Origin of the sequence: Pseudomonas sp. AM8 (assembly GCF_036346475.1) — a bacterium.
Lineage (GTDB): Bacteria > Pseudomonadota > Gammaproteobacteria > Pseudomonadales > Pseudomonadaceae > Aquipseudomonas > Aquipseudomonas marginalis.
Map to the genome: position 1 here is coordinate 94,230 of NZ_JAOTNX010000017.1, position 12,697 is coordinate 106,926.

Annotated in this window: 19 protein-coding genes and 1 tRNA gene; 5 read left to right on the plus strand and 15 right to left on the minus strand. The window is 60.3% G+C overall.

Annotation, left to right across the window (positions count from 1 at the left end; genetic code table 11):
• The first annotated feature begins 2 nt into the window (after nt 1–2).
• The 4 genes from pheT (at nt 3) to V3W40_RS30770 (ending at nt 3,191) form a co-directional block, all read left to right on the plus strand.
• Nucleotides 3–2,381, plus strand: coding sequence for a phenylalanine--tRNA ligase subunit beta (pheT, locus tag V3W40_RS30755; RefSeq protein ID WP_065948018.1), 2,379 nt, complete (start codon nt 3–5; stop codon nt 2,379–2,381).
• Between the two features lie 3 nt (nt 2,382–2,384).
• Nucleotides 2,385–2,687 (plus strand): integration host factor subunit alpha, encoded by a 303-nt coding sequence (ihfA, locus tag V3W40_RS30760; protein WP_002553164.1) that lies wholly within the window; start codon nt 2,385–2,387, stop codon nt 2,685–2,687.
• The gene (locus tag V3W40_RS30765) at nt 2,668–3,024 is read left to right on the plus strand and encodes a MerR family transcriptional regulator (protein ID WP_003174972.1); all 357 of its coding nucleotides are present in this window, start codon (nt 2,668–2,670) and stop codon (nt 3,022–3,024) included. The genes ihfA and V3W40_RS30765 overlap by 20 nt, the downstream gene beginning before the upstream one ends.
• A gap of 90 nt (nt 3,025–3,114) precedes the next feature.
• Nucleotides 3,115–3,191, plus strand: a tRNA-Pro gene (locus V3W40_RS30770).
• An 89-nt stretch (nt 3,192–3,280) separates the two neighbouring features.
• Here the strand turns inward: V3W40_RS30770 and V3W40_RS30775 are convergent.
• The 10 genes from V3W40_RS30775 to V3W40_RS30820 form a co-directional block, all read right to left on the minus strand.
• On the minus strand, nt 3,281–4,393 hold the full coding sequence (locus V3W40_RS30775; protein ID WP_330216295.1) for a phage integrase Arm DNA-binding domain-containing protein: 1,113 nt from the start codon (nt 4,391–4,393) through the stop codon (nt 3,281–3,283).
• Nucleotides 4,393–4,605 carry a hypothetical protein gene (locus V3W40_RS30780; protein WP_046028224.1) on the minus strand — a complete coding sequence of 71 codons (213 nt, stop codon included), beginning with the start codon at nt 4,603–4,605 and terminating at the stop codon, nt 4,393–4,395. The genes V3W40_RS30775 and V3W40_RS30780 overlap by 1 nt, the downstream gene beginning before the upstream one ends.
• 71 nt (nt 4,606–4,676) lie before the next feature.
• Nucleotides 4,677–5,018, minus strand: coding sequence for a hypothetical protein (locus V3W40_RS30785; RefSeq protein ID WP_330216281.1), 342 nt, complete (start codon nt 5,016–5,018; stop codon nt 4,677–4,679).
• Nucleotides 5,015–5,347, minus strand: a complete 333-nt coding sequence (locus V3W40_RS30790) for a hypothetical protein (protein WP_330216282.1) — start codon at nt 5,345–5,347, stop codon at nt 5,015–5,017. Before V3W40_RS30790 ends, V3W40_RS30785 begins: the two co-directional genes overlap by 4 nt.
• 49 nt (nt 5,348–5,396) lie before the next feature.
• A complete protein-coding gene (locus V3W40_RS30795) occupies nt 5,397–5,627 on the minus strand; it encodes a hypothetical protein (RefSeq protein WP_330216283.1) in 231 nt (76 codons plus the stop codon).
• Nucleotides 5,624–6,382 (minus strand): hypothetical protein, encoded by a 759-nt coding sequence (locus tag V3W40_RS30800; protein ID WP_330216284.1) that lies wholly within the window; start codon nt 6,380–6,382, stop codon nt 5,624–5,626. The genes V3W40_RS30795 and V3W40_RS30800 overlap by 4 nt, the downstream gene beginning before the upstream one ends.
• 4 nt (nt 6,383–6,386) lie before the next feature.
• Complete coding sequence (locus V3W40_RS30805; protein ID WP_330216285.1) at nt 6,387–6,698, minus strand: hypothetical protein; 312 nt, start codon at nt 6,696–6,698, stop codon at nt 6,387–6,389.
• Nucleotides 6,699–6,744: 46 nt separating this feature from the next.
• A complete protein-coding gene (locus tag V3W40_RS30810) occupies nt 6,745–7,266 on the minus strand; it encodes a hypothetical protein (RefSeq protein ID WP_330216286.1) in 522 nt (173 codons plus the stop codon).
• On the minus strand, nt 7,263–7,775 hold the full coding sequence (locus V3W40_RS30815; RefSeq protein WP_330216287.1) for a DUF4406 domain-containing protein: 513 nt from the start codon (nt 7,773–7,775) through the stop codon (nt 7,263–7,265). The genes V3W40_RS30810 and V3W40_RS30815 overlap by 4 nt, the downstream gene beginning before the upstream one ends.
• Nucleotides 7,776–8,046: 271 nt before the next feature.
• Nucleotides 8,047–10,131, minus strand: coding sequence for a DNA cytosine methyltransferase (locus V3W40_RS30820; protein WP_330216288.1), 2,085 nt, complete (start codon nt 10,129–10,131; stop codon nt 8,047–8,049).
• 83 nt (nt 10,132–10,214) lie between these two features.
• On the opposite strand from V3W40_RS30820, the gene V3W40_RS30825 reads away from it, so the two are divergent.
• Nucleotides 10,215–10,478, plus strand: a complete 264-nt coding sequence (locus V3W40_RS30825) for a hypothetical protein (protein WP_330216289.1) — start codon at nt 10,215–10,217, stop codon at nt 10,476–10,478.
• 8 nt (nt 10,479–10,486) lie between these two features.
• Here V3W40_RS30825 and V3W40_RS30830 read toward each other — a convergent pair whose 3' ends face one another.
• From V3W40_RS30830 to V3W40_RS30850, 5 genes are all read right to left on the minus strand, one after another.
• The gene (locus V3W40_RS30830) at nt 10,487–10,831 is read right to left on the minus strand and encodes a hypothetical protein (RefSeq protein ID WP_330216290.1); all 345 of its coding nucleotides are present in this window, start codon (nt 10,829–10,831) and stop codon (nt 10,487–10,489) included.
• Between the two features lie 81 nt (nt 10,832–10,912).
• A complete protein-coding gene (locus V3W40_RS30835; protein ID WP_330216291.1) occupies nt 10,913–11,227 on the minus strand; it encodes a hypothetical protein in 315 nt (104 codons plus the stop codon).
• Nucleotides 11,224–11,505 (minus strand): hypothetical protein, encoded by a 282-nt coding sequence (locus tag V3W40_RS30840; RefSeq protein ID WP_330216292.1) that lies wholly within the window; start codon nt 11,503–11,505, stop codon nt 11,224–11,226. Before V3W40_RS30840 ends, V3W40_RS30835 begins: the two co-directional genes overlap by 4 nt.
• Before the next feature lie 328 nt (nt 11,506–11,833).
• The gene (locus tag V3W40_RS30845; protein ID WP_330216293.1) at nt 11,834–11,983 is read right to left on the minus strand and encodes a DUF3927 family protein; all 150 of its coding nucleotides are present in this window, start codon (nt 11,981–11,983) and stop codon (nt 11,834–11,836) included.
• A gap of 20 nt (nt 11,984–12,003) precedes the next feature.
• Nucleotides 12,004–12,438: a tellurite resistance TerB family protein gene (locus V3W40_RS30850; protein WP_065948833.1), complete on the minus strand. Its 435-nt coding sequence runs from the start codon at nt 12,436–12,438 to the stop codon at nt 12,004–12,006.
• Nucleotides 12,439–12,697 lie beyond the last annotated feature (259 nt).

The window sequence follows — 12,697 nt, forward strand, 5'->3', positions numbered from 1 at the left end:
GGATGAAATTCAGTGAACAATGGCTGCGCGGCTGGGTAAGCCCGCAGGTAGATCGCGACGCGCTGGTTGCGCGTCTGTCGATGGCCGGTCTTGAGGTCGATAGCGTTACGCCGGCCGCCGGTGTTTTCAGTGGCGTAGTCGTGGGTGAGGTGCTGAGCACCGAGCAACACCCCGATGCCGACAAATTGCGTGTGTGCCAGGTCAGCAATGGCACGGAAACCTTCCAGGTCGTGTGCGGAGCGCCTAACGTGCGCCCCGGCCTGAAGATCCCGTTCGCCATGATCGGCGCCGAACTGCCGGGCGACTTCAAGATCAAGAAAGCCAAGCTACGCGGTGTCGAGTCCAACGGCATGCTGTGCTCCCAGGCGGAGTTGCAAGTAGGCGAGGGCAATGATGGCCTGATGGAGCTGCCGGCCGATGCACCTGTGGGCCAGGACATTCGTGTCTACCTGGAGCTGGAAGACGCCAGTATCGAGGTCGACCTGACCCCGAACCGTGGCGACTGCCTGTCCCTGGCCGGCCTGGCACGTGAAGTGGGCGCGTTGTACAACGCGCCAGTCACTCGTCCAGTGGTTGCCGCAGTGGCTGCGGTCCACGATGAAGTGCGTCCGATCGAAGTACTGGCACCAAACGCCTGCCCACGTTACCTGGGGCGCGTGATCCGCAACGTTGACCTGTCCAAGCCAACCCCGTTGTGGATGGTTGAGCGTCTGCGCCGCGCCGACGTGCGTAGCATCGACGCTGCCGTCGACATCACCAACTACGTGATGCTTGAGCTGGGCCAGCCGCTGCACGCTTTCGATCTCGCCGAAATCAATGGCGGCATCCGTGTGCGCATGGCCGAAGAAGGCGAGAAGCTTGTATTGCTCGACGGCCAGGAAGTCAGCCTGCGCGCCGACACCCTGGTGATCGCTGACCATTCCCGCGCCCTGGCGATTGCCGGTGTGATGGGGGGCGAGCACAGCGGTGTGTCCGCGACCACGCGCGATGTATTCCTTGAAAGCGCGTTCTTCGACCAGATTGCCATCGCTGGCAAGGCCCGCTCCTACGGCCTGCACACCGATGCCTCACATCGCTATGAGCGCGGGGTGGACTGGAAGCTCGCCCGCGAAGCCATGGAGCGCGCCACTGGCCTGCTGCTGGAAATCACCGGTGGCGAAGCCGGCCCGATCACTGAGACTGTCAGTGAACAGTATCTGCCGTCCGTTGCGCCGATCACCCTGCGCGCCAAAAGTGTCGAGCAAATGCTTGGCCTGGTCATCGCTCCGGCTGAAATCGAGCAATTGTTGTCGGCCCTCGGGTTGAACATTTCTGCGGGTGGGGAAGGGCAGTGGCATGTTGACGTGCCAAGCCATCGCTTCGATATCAGCCTGGAAGTCGATCTGATCGAAGAGTTGGCTCGCCTGTACGGTTACAACCGCCTGCCGGTTCGTTACCCGCAAGCGCGCCTGGCACCGCAACCCAAGGCAGAAGCGCGTGCGCACCTGCCTGAGCTGCGCCGTCTGCTGGTTGCCCGTGGCTATCAGGAAGCGGTGACCTACAGCTTCATCGACCCGAAGCAGTTCGAACTGTTCAACCCGGGCGTCGAGCCGCTGCTGCTGGCCAATCCGATCTCCAACGACATGGCCGCCATGCGTTCATCCCTGTGGCCGGGCCTGGTGAAAGCCCTTTCCCATAACCTGAACCGTCAGCAAGACCGCGTGCGCATGTTCGAAAGCGGCCTGCGGTTTGTCGGGCAACTCGACGGCCTGAAGCAAGAGCCAATGCTGGCCGGCGTTGTTTGCGGCAGTCGCTTGCCGGAAGGCTGGGCGCAAGGCCGGGATGCCGTGGACTTCTTCGACGTTAAAGCGGACGTGGAAGCGGTACTGGGCTTTGCCGGTGCACTGGACGACTTCACATTTGTGCCAGGCAACCACCCGGCGTTGCACCCTGGTCAGACTGCGCGTATCGAGCGCGAAGGTCGTCTGGTGGGCTTCATCGGGGCCATCCACCCGGAACTGTCGAAAACCCTTGGGCTCGACCGCCCGGTCTTCGTCTTCGAGCTGGTCCTGGCCGAAGTGGCCTCGGGCAAGATGCCTAAATTCAGCGAGTTGTCGCGCTTCCCTGAAGTGCGTCGCGACCTGGCCCTGATCGCCGATCGTGAAGTCGCCGCTACTGCCGTTCTGGATGTAATCCGTGAAAATGCAGGGGAATGGCTGACAGACCTCAGGCTATTTGACGTCTATCAGGGTAAAGGCATTGATCCGCATAGAAAAAGCCTTGCAGTTGGCTTGACCTGGCAGCATCCATCGCGCACTCTTAATGACGATGAGGTGAATACCACGACACAAAATATCCTCACCTCGCTCGAACAAAGGTTAAACGCCACGTTAAGGAAGTGACGTATGGGGGCTTTGACGAAAGCTGAGATGGCGGAACGTCTGTACGAAGAGTTGGGTCTGAACAAGCGCGAGGCCAAGGAATTGGTCGAGCTGTTTTTTGAAGAGATCAGACACGCTCTGGAAGACAACGAACAGGTCAAATTGTCCGGTTTCGGCAATTTTGATCTGCGGGACAAACGCCAGCGGCCTGGCCGCAATCCAAAAACGGGAGAAGAAATCCCGATCACGGCTCGCCGTGTGGTCACCTTTCGTCCAGGGCAGAAGTTGAAGGCCCGAGTTGAGGCTTATGCTGGAACCAAGTCATAACGACGAGCTACCCGTCATCCCAGGCAAACGCTACTTCACCATTGGTGAAGTCAGCGAGCTCTGTGCGGTAAAACCGCACGTGCTGCGCTATTGGGAGCAGGAGTTTCCTCAACTCAACCCCGTCAAACGCACTGGGAACCGTCGGTATTATCAGCGCCAGGATGTGCTGATGATCCGACAGATCCGTGCGTTGCTGTATGACCAGGGGTTCACCATCAGCGGCGCGCGCCAGCGTATGTCCGGTGATGAAGCCAAAGACGACACCACCCAGTACAAGCAACTGATCCGCCAGATGATCTCCGAACTGGAAGATGTGCTGGTGGTTTTGAAGAAGTGATACGGGCTTTTAAAATACTTCCACATTTCAAAAGCTTGCGGTATATTCCTGATCGCTTCGTTGCGAAGCTAACCCAGTAACACGCCTAGTCGGGGCGTAGCGCAGTCCGGTAGCGCACTAGCATGGGGTGCTAGGGGTCGAGTGTTCGAATCACTCCGTCCCGACCATTATTCCTGAGTAAAATCAGACACTTGAGCCGATCAGATAGATCGGCTTTTTTGTGCCTGCGCAAAACCCGCGCAAAACTGGCGCAAAACTACCCGGTGATTTCGCTGATATTCAGGTCCGGAATCGCCTCGGACCATATGATTTCCTCGTGGTCCCGCTGGTAGTTCTTGGTCATGCCCTCGCTCGCATGGCCTGCAATTTTCTGCCCGTCCTTACCGGCTTTCTTGTACAGGTGCAGCGACAGCGCCCGCACTTCATGGAAGCCCGGCATCTCTTCTTCCTTCCATCCCGCGTAGCAGTTGGCCGCCTCCCTGGCCTCCTTGAATGCTCGCGTCAAATACCGCTCTTCAACCTTCGTCCAGTGGTCCTTTGTCTGTGCCTGCTTCTGTTTCAGCCGATCCGGCTTGCGGTGCACCAGGTACGGCGACACAACATCGTCTCGGCACCGGCTAATGACAGCCTGCAGCTCGGGCGTAACCCTGAATCGAATCCAGGCCGCGTCGGTAGCCTTGGCCGTCTTCTTCTGCACGACGTAGAGGAAACCTTCCCTGACCCCATCAAAGCGCATGTCCAGGATGTCGGTGCGACGCTGGGCGGTGATCAGTGCCAGGTCGATTGCATTCTGTAGCCATGCTGGCGACTTCTCCCTGATTGCCTTCAACCCATCGACGGTGTGCCGTTTACGCTGTTTCTTCTCGATCCTGTTGATGGTGCTGGCTGCTGGGTTGTCAGGGCAAAGACCTTTGGCGGCTGCGTGGTTGAAAATGTCGATCAGCAGAGCCCGGGACTGGTTCGCGGAGCGCGGCGTGATGGCGTCCAGCATCTCTGCGATCATGCGGATCGTGATTTGGTCAACCGCTTTGCCTTCGAACTGCTTTCGGAAGCGGCGGAAGTGCACGGCATAAAGGCCCAGCGTCCCTTTTGCTAGTTCGCGCGGGGGAAGTACGTCGCGCTCGTAGGTATCGAGGAATGTGGCGAAAGACTCTGACGAGGCGGAGAGCACGGCGCCGACCAGGTCAGCGCCACGCATGAACTCCAGGTTCAGTTGTTTGGCGGCATCGATCGCTTTTATGCGATCGCCGCCGAACTGGAACCACTTCCCATCGGTCGGCCGGCGATAGCGATATGTCGACCGGCGCGCATCGAAGTACAGATTCTGCGGTAGGTTCTTGTTCGCCTTGTTACGCGGCCGAGGGACCATCATGCAGCTCCTTTCAATACCATCGCCACCAGGTCGTTGCCGTCCGAGCGGATGAATGCGGTCCAATCAACGTACCAGAGTTTCCCGATCTGCTCGCCGGGCACTGCACCGTTCCGGATGTGGTTGCGGATAGCTTGGGGGCACTGAGGCGTACCATTCTCGCCCCAGCGCCGGCGCTGGAACTCACTGATCTTGATCAACTCTCTTTTCATTGGGTGCTCCTTTCCTTGCTTGGCAGCATGAGGGCCCGCCGCTCACCGGCAGGCATGTAGGGGGATTGGGCTTAGAGTTGCGGCGCGAGCAGATCAGCAACTACCTCGCCGGTATCGTGGAAGTACCAGTCGCTGTCGGTCAGGTTGTTGATCATGAAGGCGGCAAAGCTGTCAGCCGACATGCGCCTCATGATACGTTCACACTTTGGCGCTGGCCCTTTCCAGGTTGGCTCTTTACCGACGAGGCGGGCCGCTGCCAGGTTGTGGTGACCATCAAGTAGGACGCGGTACTGCTTGCCGCGAATTTCCATGGTCACGGTCCTTACCACGAAGACCTTGAACGTGGCAGCCTTTCTCACGATGACATCGCGGTTCAGGTAACGCTGACTGCTGATCAGCGGGGGCGAGTTCATGGCTTCCATCTCTTGCCCACGCGGTACACCGTCATCAGGTTGTGATGGAGTGGCACTTTGAGGATGCTATCGAAAAACTCACCCTTTCCAGATATGAACCCAGTTGGCACCTTGGTTTCTCCGGTGCCGAACTCTCGCCAGCATTCTTCGCCGCCGTTTTTGTCCCAGTAGGCGCGCTCGCGTTTTGGAATCTCGTCGTAGGTTTTTTCGAATACGGAGATATCCGGGATATCACAGATCCGGCGCCACGCCGGATTGTTCTTGCACCACTCCTTTGCGTGCTCTGCAGCTTGCGCAGCCGAGTAAAATTCTCCTGTTGGCTCTCTCATGGCCTTGGCCCCTTGTAGATGAAGACGTAGGCGAACCAGAGGGTGGCGATCATGGCGTCAACCCTTCAGGTTTGTATTTTGTGAGCCGCCACTTGGTGTTGTTGCTCTGGCTGTGGTCCGACTCGACCAAGCCTTCGCGCTTCATCAGCTCCAGTTCGCGGCGGATCTGCTTGGTGGTGAAGGGCTCGATGTGGAATCGGAACCACCAGGTGCAGAACCAGTTATCGCGGGAGCCGCCGACGCCGCTCATGTACGTGGTGATGCGCTGGCGGAGGGTCATGGCGTCACCCGCTTGAACCCGACCACCCAGACCCACGGGTTGGCGTCCCAGCTATGCGGCGATGCCTTGTACGCAGCCGCGCCTTTTGGGAATGAGCCGCCGGCGACGTGACACCAGAGCGACTTGAACGACTCCTTGGGAGTGCGCACGCAGAAAGTGCCGTCGCCGCTAAGGTGGTAGTTACGCCAGAACTGATGTGAGCCTTCCGTGGTTTTCGGTACCAGGATTATTCCCTCGGCCTGTGCCTGCTCGTCGCTTATGTCCTGCAACCGCTCGACGCGCACGTCGGTGATTTCCAGCAGGATGCGGCAGGCCCAGCGGGGCATGTGGATTGAAGGTTTCCATATTGGCTGATCCGCTTCGTACGGGGTCAGCCCGTCGGCGGCGTATACCAGCGTCCCGTCGTCGAGCGCTTCACCGATGTCCAGGTCATCCGGCTTGAGGTAGGGGCCGCGCATTACTTCAAAGTGATCGCAGTACCAGGTCTCGCGCACCCAAAGCCGGTCGCCGGGTTGACCGTACGGACATTTGCAACCCGACTCGCCATCGCGCCACCAGGCGCCAAAGATCTCTGGCCCCGCCTCTTGATAGCCGCGACGGTTGGTGACCGCCACGTTGTACGACTCGACCGTGATGGTGGCGTCGGCATCGGGTTGCGACTTCATTACCCGGCGCGTGACCGTTTTCCGGCCTTCCAGGATGGCGCGCACCATCGGCGCCGAGAACAGGATGGGGCGTTCTTTGATTGTGGTCATGGCGCTATTCCGTCCCAGCGAGGTATGCCGGCTCAGTGGCAGCGGCCAGCCATTCACGCAGCGTGCCGACGATCTTCGTGCGGTCATCCTCATCGCACCACGGCTTGTCGAGCCATTCAGCACTGACCAGCTCAACATCCCAGTCGTCATAGGCGCCAGGCTCTTCACCGTTCATTTCTTCGAGCACCCGCCGAGCGCCTGCCTCATCTACAGCCGCAACCCAATCGCAGTCGCCGACCATGAAGGCGAGCAATGGAGGTGGTGCAGGTTGGCCGCCGTTCAATTCGAATACTTCTTTTCCATTTTCCACGGGCATGACTTCGTCCTTGCCGCTATAGCGGCTGACTTTGAAGGGGGAGGGGTTACAGCTGGTTCGTTATGTAGGCATGCGCACGCGCGGCGTTCATTTCAGCCTCGCTTGCCTTTCGGCCCGAAACCCAATTGCCGTCTTGGTGTCGCCTGAAAGTCCATCCGTAATGGGTGTTCGCTTCGTCAATCATGATGGCGAACTCGCCGCCCATAGCTTCGATCATCCCCTTGATTTTAACCTGCTCGGGGCCTCGCCTTGCTGATGCGGCAAGCTTCAGGGCGGCACAGCGTACGCATTTCCCGCACGCAGTTCCCATCACCGCGGAGCCCCTGCAGACAGCCTCTGTGAGCAGGCTGCTGGTTAACTGATCAATCCGCTCATCCGCTGCGGTCAGGCGCTGTTGCAGGGCTTGCTCGCGGGCCAAGGATTCCTTCAGGAGAACGCTGTCCGGCCTGTAAGGCGCCGGGCATTCGCCGCTTGGCAGGGCCGCGTAGGTGCCACTCGCTTTACAGCCCCGGCATATCACCAGGCCTCCGTCATCGCCCTCGACAGCTTCATTAAAATGATTGCTCATCCTGCATTCCCCCTCGTTACCAGATCATGGGCATTCACAACCGTCATGCCGAGGCGTTCGGCGATCAGGACTTCCAAGCGGGCGCCTTGCGATTTCTCCCAGTCTGGAAGCAGCGCGATGACGCCGCACAGACCCAGGCGGGTCAGGTCGTAAGCCATGTAGTCTGCCCACTGCGCACCCTCGACGATGCCGTGGTCTGCTGGGTTCTCGACTTCGTAGCCCTGGGCGCGCAGTTGGTCGGCCACGGCGTTGAAGGCGGGGTAGTTGAAGTCGGCGATACCAGTCATGGGCCCAGCCACGTACACGCGGTTGGCGCGGGCGGCCTGTAGGGTCACACCTGGCATCAGGAACGACTTGATGCGGTCAACTGCCCGATCAACAGGCGCCTGGATGAATGACGGCAGAGGCTCGTTCGCCGGCGGCGTGGTTCGAGTAACAGCAGCGATCATGCCGACGAGTGAGTCGGTAACGATGCTGCGGATGTCTGGCTTGCGGTTTTCTGTAGGCATGGTGAGTCCTTCCGGGCCATGCCCGGGCGGTGGAGTGATGTCAATGGGGTGGGCGTGAGAGAGAGTTGCGAATTGTAGGAAGGCTTCTTGGAAGTTTCCCCAGTCCATCGAGCATTAGCGTCACCGGATAATTGCGTCACACCAATTGATCCGGAGCGCTAGAGCATGAAACAACTCATCGCAGACCTGATGTACCAACTACTGATCGAACTGTTGAGCCAAATACTCATGCGTTGCGCTGAGTGGCTGGCGGCAGTGCCATGGTTATGAATCATGCCGCCGCTGCCTGCTGCTCTATTGCGCGCCATGGGTCGTTGGCCCGTGCCAGCGCTGCCATCGGCGGTGGGCTGACGCTGTTGCCGCACATGTGCACCTGCTGGGTCTTGGTGAATGGCTTGCCGTCGGCACCGTGGCTAATGATGTAGTCGGCCGGGAAGCCCTGGGCCTTGTACAGCTCGGTCGGCTTCAGCATCCGTAGGCAGATGTCGACGATCACATAGGGGGTTCCCTTAACCATGACGGTGACCATGGCCAGACGGTCCTTGGTGGTGATGGTCGGCGCGGGCGCATCGCAGGCGCTGATGTTCTCGGTGCCGTAGTAGCTGATCAGGAAGGCGGCAACCCGCAGGGCGCCCGCTTCATGCTCTGGCGAGAGGGTGAGCGACACCAGCGAGCTCTTGCCACCGCCGCCTGCCGTGATGGTCGGCGCCGGGTCTTCCAGGCCTTGGCCAACACTGCCGCCGAATGCCCGCTCCATGAATGCGCTGACCAACCCGTGGTGCTGGCCGCCGGCGCTGACGGTGTGCAGCGGGTCGTTAACGTCCCGGGCATCACAGTTGCCGCGCATGTGCACCAGGTGCGCCGTCGCAAGTTGCTGCTGGCTGCCGGTGTTGGTCACAGTGGTCATGGGCTCGTGCATGCCCTTGGCGTGCGTGGTGTTGAATCCGCCGTTGGCCTGGATCATCACCGCGGCGCTTACGGACTGGCCGCCGCCGCTGGCCGTGATGGTGCCGATCGGGCCGCAGATGTCGTTCACCCCGTGGGAGCGGCGCTTGTTCGCGCCAAAGCCCTCGCCGTGCCCAGCCTGGACGATGCAGGCGGAAGCCAACGCGCGGTGGTTCTGTGTCATCAGCGTTCCCACCGGCTGGTCCATGCCCACCGGCTTGCCTGAGTACTCCGGGCCACCGGCCCCAACCATCAACGGGCTGATCATCGTCAGTTCGCCGCGGTTCGCGCAGGTCACTGTCGGCAGCGGTTCGAGTGGGTCGTTGATTCGATCGCTGCCCTGGTGCGTTGCCGGTGCGATGATTGGGCTCACCACCGAGAAGGAGCCGCCCTTCGGGTAGGAGGTGACGGTGCGCAGCGGCTCGGCGGCAGACTGCACCGCTTCCCCTGACCAGTTGGCAATCGGCACGATGAATGGGGCCGCGCTATCGATGACGAACTTCTTCATGCCCTTGGCAACACGGCGCAGGGTGGCCGGGGCCAGGTCTTTCTTGCGGCCGAAAATGCTTTTTCCCAGGTCGCTGAAGTCGATGCAGTCAGCGGCTGTTTTCCACTTCTGCTGGCCCTTGGTTGGGTTCTTGGCGTGGGTCGCATCCGGCCACACAATCGGCTGGCCGTCGCACCGGGCGATCATAAAAAGGCGTTCTCGGCTGGTCGGCGCGCCGAAATCGCAAGCCCGGATCACCTTCCATTCCACGGCGTAGCCCATGCCTTCCAGCAGGGCTACGAACCGGCGCCAGGTGCGGCCGCGCTGCTTGGGGTCAGGCACCAAGAACTGGTTGGAAACCGGAACCTGTTCGCCTGGCGCCGCCACTCGGTTGGTGGTCGCGCCCTTTTTGGTTGGGTGCGGAATCTGGTCAAGGGTCACCACGCGGCCGGTGGCCTTGTCACGCTTGGCGATCAATCGGCCCCACTGCAGGATCTGCTTCACGTTTTCCAGGCTGATCACCCGGGGACGCTTCTTGCCTCCCCACTTGAGGCCGATCCACGACAGGTTGCGGATCTCGCGCTTGCGCGGCTGCCCGCCGGCCGCCTGGCTGTGATGGGTGCAGTCCGGCGACATGTGGAACCAGCCCACGGCCTTGCCGCCGCATTCGGTGTCAGGATCACCCTCAAACACGTCGGTGGTGAAGTGCTTCGCGCCAGGGTGGTTCACGGTGTGCATGCTGATCGCTTGCGGGCTGTGGTTCTTCGCCACGTTCACCGTGCGGCCCAGGCCCATTTCCAGCCCGGTACCGGCCCCGCCGCCACCACAGAAGAAGTCGACAACGATCTCATCGTCCTGAGGGTTGAAGCCGAGTCCGTATTGGGTTTTGAAATCGAAGGGGTGTTTCTTCTGTTGTGCGGACATAGGGGGATCCTCGCCGGCTGGCGTGATTCGTTGATATGGGGTATTACGGGTGACCGGCATGGAGCCGGATCAAGGAGAGAGTTATGAGCGAAGAGTCGAAACTTGCCGTAGACCGTCCTCGCAACGTTCGCTGGAATGGTCCGAAAGGACAGGAGGGATACCTTCAGTTCAGGTGGAGCGATGTCGCTACTGATCCGATTCCAAAAGGTATTCGAATCGAGGTCAAGGCGAGTGATGGTCGCACCGGGGTTCATCAGGATGATGAGCGCCTTGATTCGTACGAGGCATGTCGAGATCGAGGGATACGCGTGATGCAACAAATGATGCGGGATATCGATCCAGATTAAGCCGGCGTCTATTCAGGGTCACCAGGGTCTCTCTGCAACTCTGCAAGGCTTTGATTTATGAATTCACGCGACACCTTTTCGCTAACAACAAAAGGTGTCGTGACGCACTTGAGCATTTGCGATGCAACTTCAAAGTCGGCGGCGATCACGTTGCGCAGCAGGGTCTGATACACCTCCTGCTGGTTATTGAAACCGTGCTGCTTCATCAGGCGCTTGAGGTCGGTCTTGAAGATACCGGCTACCTCAATCGTAAGTTTCTCTACGCCCAACGCAGTGTCTTTCTCCGCTGCCTTCTCGCGCTTGCGGCGCTGCTTCAACGCTTCCGCCGTCGGCTGCTGCTCTTCCTCGGCCATGGCCTACCTCTTCGATTTCATGTGCTGGCAAATCAAGCCATGCCTGCCGCCGGCGCTGTCGCACCTGGTTGCTTATGCGCTTCATGGGGTGTCGGCGAACTTGAAGCCGTTCTCCTGGGCGATCAGCGTCACGCGCTTGATGTGCATGCCCAGGTTCTTTGCCGCTACGCTGACTACCACGCCCTTGGCGGCTTCGGCGCGCACAGCAGGTGCCAGCTTGTCGCGCTGGGCGCGCAGCTTCTCCTGGTGGGAGTTGGTGCCGAAGAAGGGGGCGTCTGCGCTGACACCTGACGGGATCACCTGAACCGATTTGCCGGAGCCGAAGTAAGCGTCCAGCTGCTGGTTCAGGTTGTCGATGATCGAGTCCCGCGGGTTGGGCATGGGCACGCCGATCATCGCGCACCGCCCGACAGCGTTACCTTCACGCCGTCCGCACGGGATTCCAGGGCCTGGGCAAAGTTACTGGCCTCTTTCCAGGTCCAGCGGAAGCCCTTCACCTTGCCGGTGGCAATCTCCACGATGTGGTAGGCCTTGCCGGCGGTGCGGATCTGAAAGCGAATCTTCTGCACGGGTGGCTCCTTGCCGATCAGGGCGTAGAACTCGGCGGTGGCGATGCGGGAGCGCACGTGCAGGGCCGCAACCCCGTCTACGCGCTGTTGAATTGATGCGTGCATGGTGGATACCTCAGTGGGTTGCGTTTATTCGTCAGCACCCTGACCGCCTGCTGGTTGCCGTTGGGCCCAGGGGAGGGTGCTGACGAATAAAGGCGAGGTGCAAAAAAGCCCGGTAGGGACCGGGCTTTTCATTGCGGCACATAGACCTCCCTATGTGGCGCGGGGTGGCGGTTGAGCGCCCGGGTTTGAAGTTCACATGGCTGCCAATCCTCCGTGTCGGGTTTCAGCTGCGTCGGTGCGCTCTGACAGCTGGGTGCAGGTGGGCGGTTATAGGCCGCGATTTCGTCCGCATCCCAAAGCCCACTCATCGAATGGGCAGAGGTGATGCTCAGCGTTGTTTGATCAGCGGCCAGATTAGAAGCAGGATCAGCACCGCAAGGAACCCGTCGGCGCACATGCTGATGATTCGAGACATTGAATCGATCAGCACCACGCCGATGAGCAGAGCGACGATGAGAAGCGCCCGCAGGCGTTTCACCAGCTCTGTGACCCCTGGCATTACAAGTGGTCTTTCAGGTTCAGGCCGAGCAGCTTGGCGCTGCGCTCCAGCGCGGTCAGTTCGGCCGGCTCGATCTCGCCGTCCGCCTCGGCCACCGTCAGCATCACGTTGAGGACGGTCAACGCTTCGGCCGGGGAGTGGGCCAGGTCGCCCAGTTCTTTCTCGGCGTTCTGGCGCAGGATGCGAGCCCCCGACTTGAAGTCGGTCTTGGCGCGGTCGATGGTGTTGGACAGCTCCGCGCCGAAGCCCTGCAGCGCCGGGTTGTTGCTGAGGATGGTTTCGATCTTCGACAGCTCGCTGTCTTCGAGCTCGCCATCGGCGGCCGCAACGTAGATCGAGCCGTAAACCACCGCTTCCATCAGGTCGCGGTTTGCCAGCTTGGCGACTGCTGCACGGGCCTGGCCCGATTTCTTGCCGAACAATTTGCCTAACATGGTGATTCCTCTGGGTTGGGTTACATCCCGCTGCACCCTGTCGCCAAGGTGCAGCAGTGATGCTGTCCGTCCTATTGCCGCCGGAAGGGGCGGGGCGCATTGCATGCCGGGTCACTCACTCGGTTCTGGCGTTTCACCATCGAGCAGCCGTACAAGGTTTTCCCTGTCGTTGGCAGGCTTTCGGGCCTGTCTGCTCGCCGGTCGCCGGTAGAGGCAATGCGGTCTGTTGTTTGTTGCGCTGGCTGTTAAAGAGCGGTGG

What these genes read in the sequence shown, in the direction of transcription:
- V3W40_RS30840 (WP_330216292.1), bottom strand. Translation starts at nt 11,505, where the DNA reads ATGCACGCATCAATTCAACAGCGCGTAGACGGGGTTGCGGCCCTGCAC.
- V3W40_RS30820 (WP_330216288.1), bottom strand. Translation starts at nt 10,131, where the DNA reads ATGTCCGCACAACAGAAGAAACACCCCTTCGATTTCAAAACCCAATAC.
- V3W40_RS30835 (WP_330216291.1), bottom strand. Translation starts at nt 11,227, where the DNA reads ATGATCGGCGTGCCCATGCCCAACCCGCGGGACTCGATCATCGACAAC.
- V3W40_RS30815 (WP_330216287.1), bottom strand. Translation starts at nt 7,775, where the DNA reads ATGCCTACAGAAAACCGCAAGCCAGACATCCGCAGCATCGTTACCGAC.
- V3W40_RS30795 (WP_330216283.1), bottom strand. Translation starts at nt 5,627, where the DNA reads ATGACCCTCCGCCAGCGCATCACCACGTACATGAGCGGCGTCGGCGGC.
- V3W40_RS30790 (WP_330216282.1), bottom strand. Translation starts at nt 5,347, where the DNA reads ATGAGAGAGCCAACAGGAGAATTTTACTCGGCTGCGCAAGCTGCAGAG.
- V3W40_RS30780 (WP_046028224.1), bottom strand. Translation starts at nt 4,605, where the DNA reads ATGAAAAGAGAGTTGATCAAGATCAGTGAGTTCCAGCGCCGGCGCTGG.
- V3W40_RS30785 (WP_330216281.1), bottom strand. Translation starts at nt 5,018, where the DNA reads ATGAACTCGCCCCCGCTGATCAGCAGTCAGCGTTACCTGAACCGCGAT.
- pheT (WP_065948018.1), top strand. Translation starts at nt 3, where the DNA reads ATGAAATTCAGTGAACAATGGCTGCGCGGCTGGGTAAGCCCGCAGGTA.
- V3W40_RS30800 (WP_330216284.1), bottom strand. Translation starts at nt 6,382, where the DNA reads ATGACCACAATCAAAGAACGCCCCATCCTGTTCTCGGCGCCGATGGTG.
- V3W40_RS30830 (WP_330216290.1), bottom strand. Translation starts at nt 10,831, where the DNA reads ATGGCCGAGGAAGAGCAGCAGCCGACGGCGGAAGCGTTGAAGCAGCGC.
- V3W40_RS30825 (WP_330216289.1), top strand. Translation starts at nt 10,215, where the DNA reads ATGAGCGAAGAGTCGAAACTTGCCGTAGACCGTCCTCGCAACGTTCGC.
- ihfA (WP_002553164.1), top strand. Translation starts at nt 2,385, where the DNA reads ATGGGGGCTTTGACGAAAGCTGAGATGGCGGAACGTCTGTACGAAGAG.
- V3W40_RS30810 (WP_330216286.1), bottom strand. Translation starts at nt 7,266, where the DNA reads ATGAGCAATCATTTTAATGAAGCTGTCGAGGGCGATGACGGAGGCCTG.
- V3W40_RS30775 (WP_330216295.1), bottom strand. Translation starts at nt 4,393, where the DNA reads ATGGTCCCTCGGCCGCGTAACAAGGCGAACAAGAACCTACCGCAGAAT.
- V3W40_RS30765 (WP_003174972.1), top strand. Translation starts at nt 2,668, where the DNA reads ATGCTGGAACCAAGTCATAACGACGAGCTACCCGTCATCCCAGGCAAA.
- V3W40_RS30805 (WP_330216285.1), bottom strand. Translation starts at nt 6,698, where the DNA reads ATGCCCGTGGAAAATGGAAAAGAAGTATTCGAATTGAACGGCGGCCAA.
- V3W40_RS30850 (WP_065948833.1), bottom strand. Translation starts at nt 12,438, where the DNA reads ATGTTAGGCAAATTGTTCGGCAAGAAATCGGGCCAGGCCCGTGCAGCA.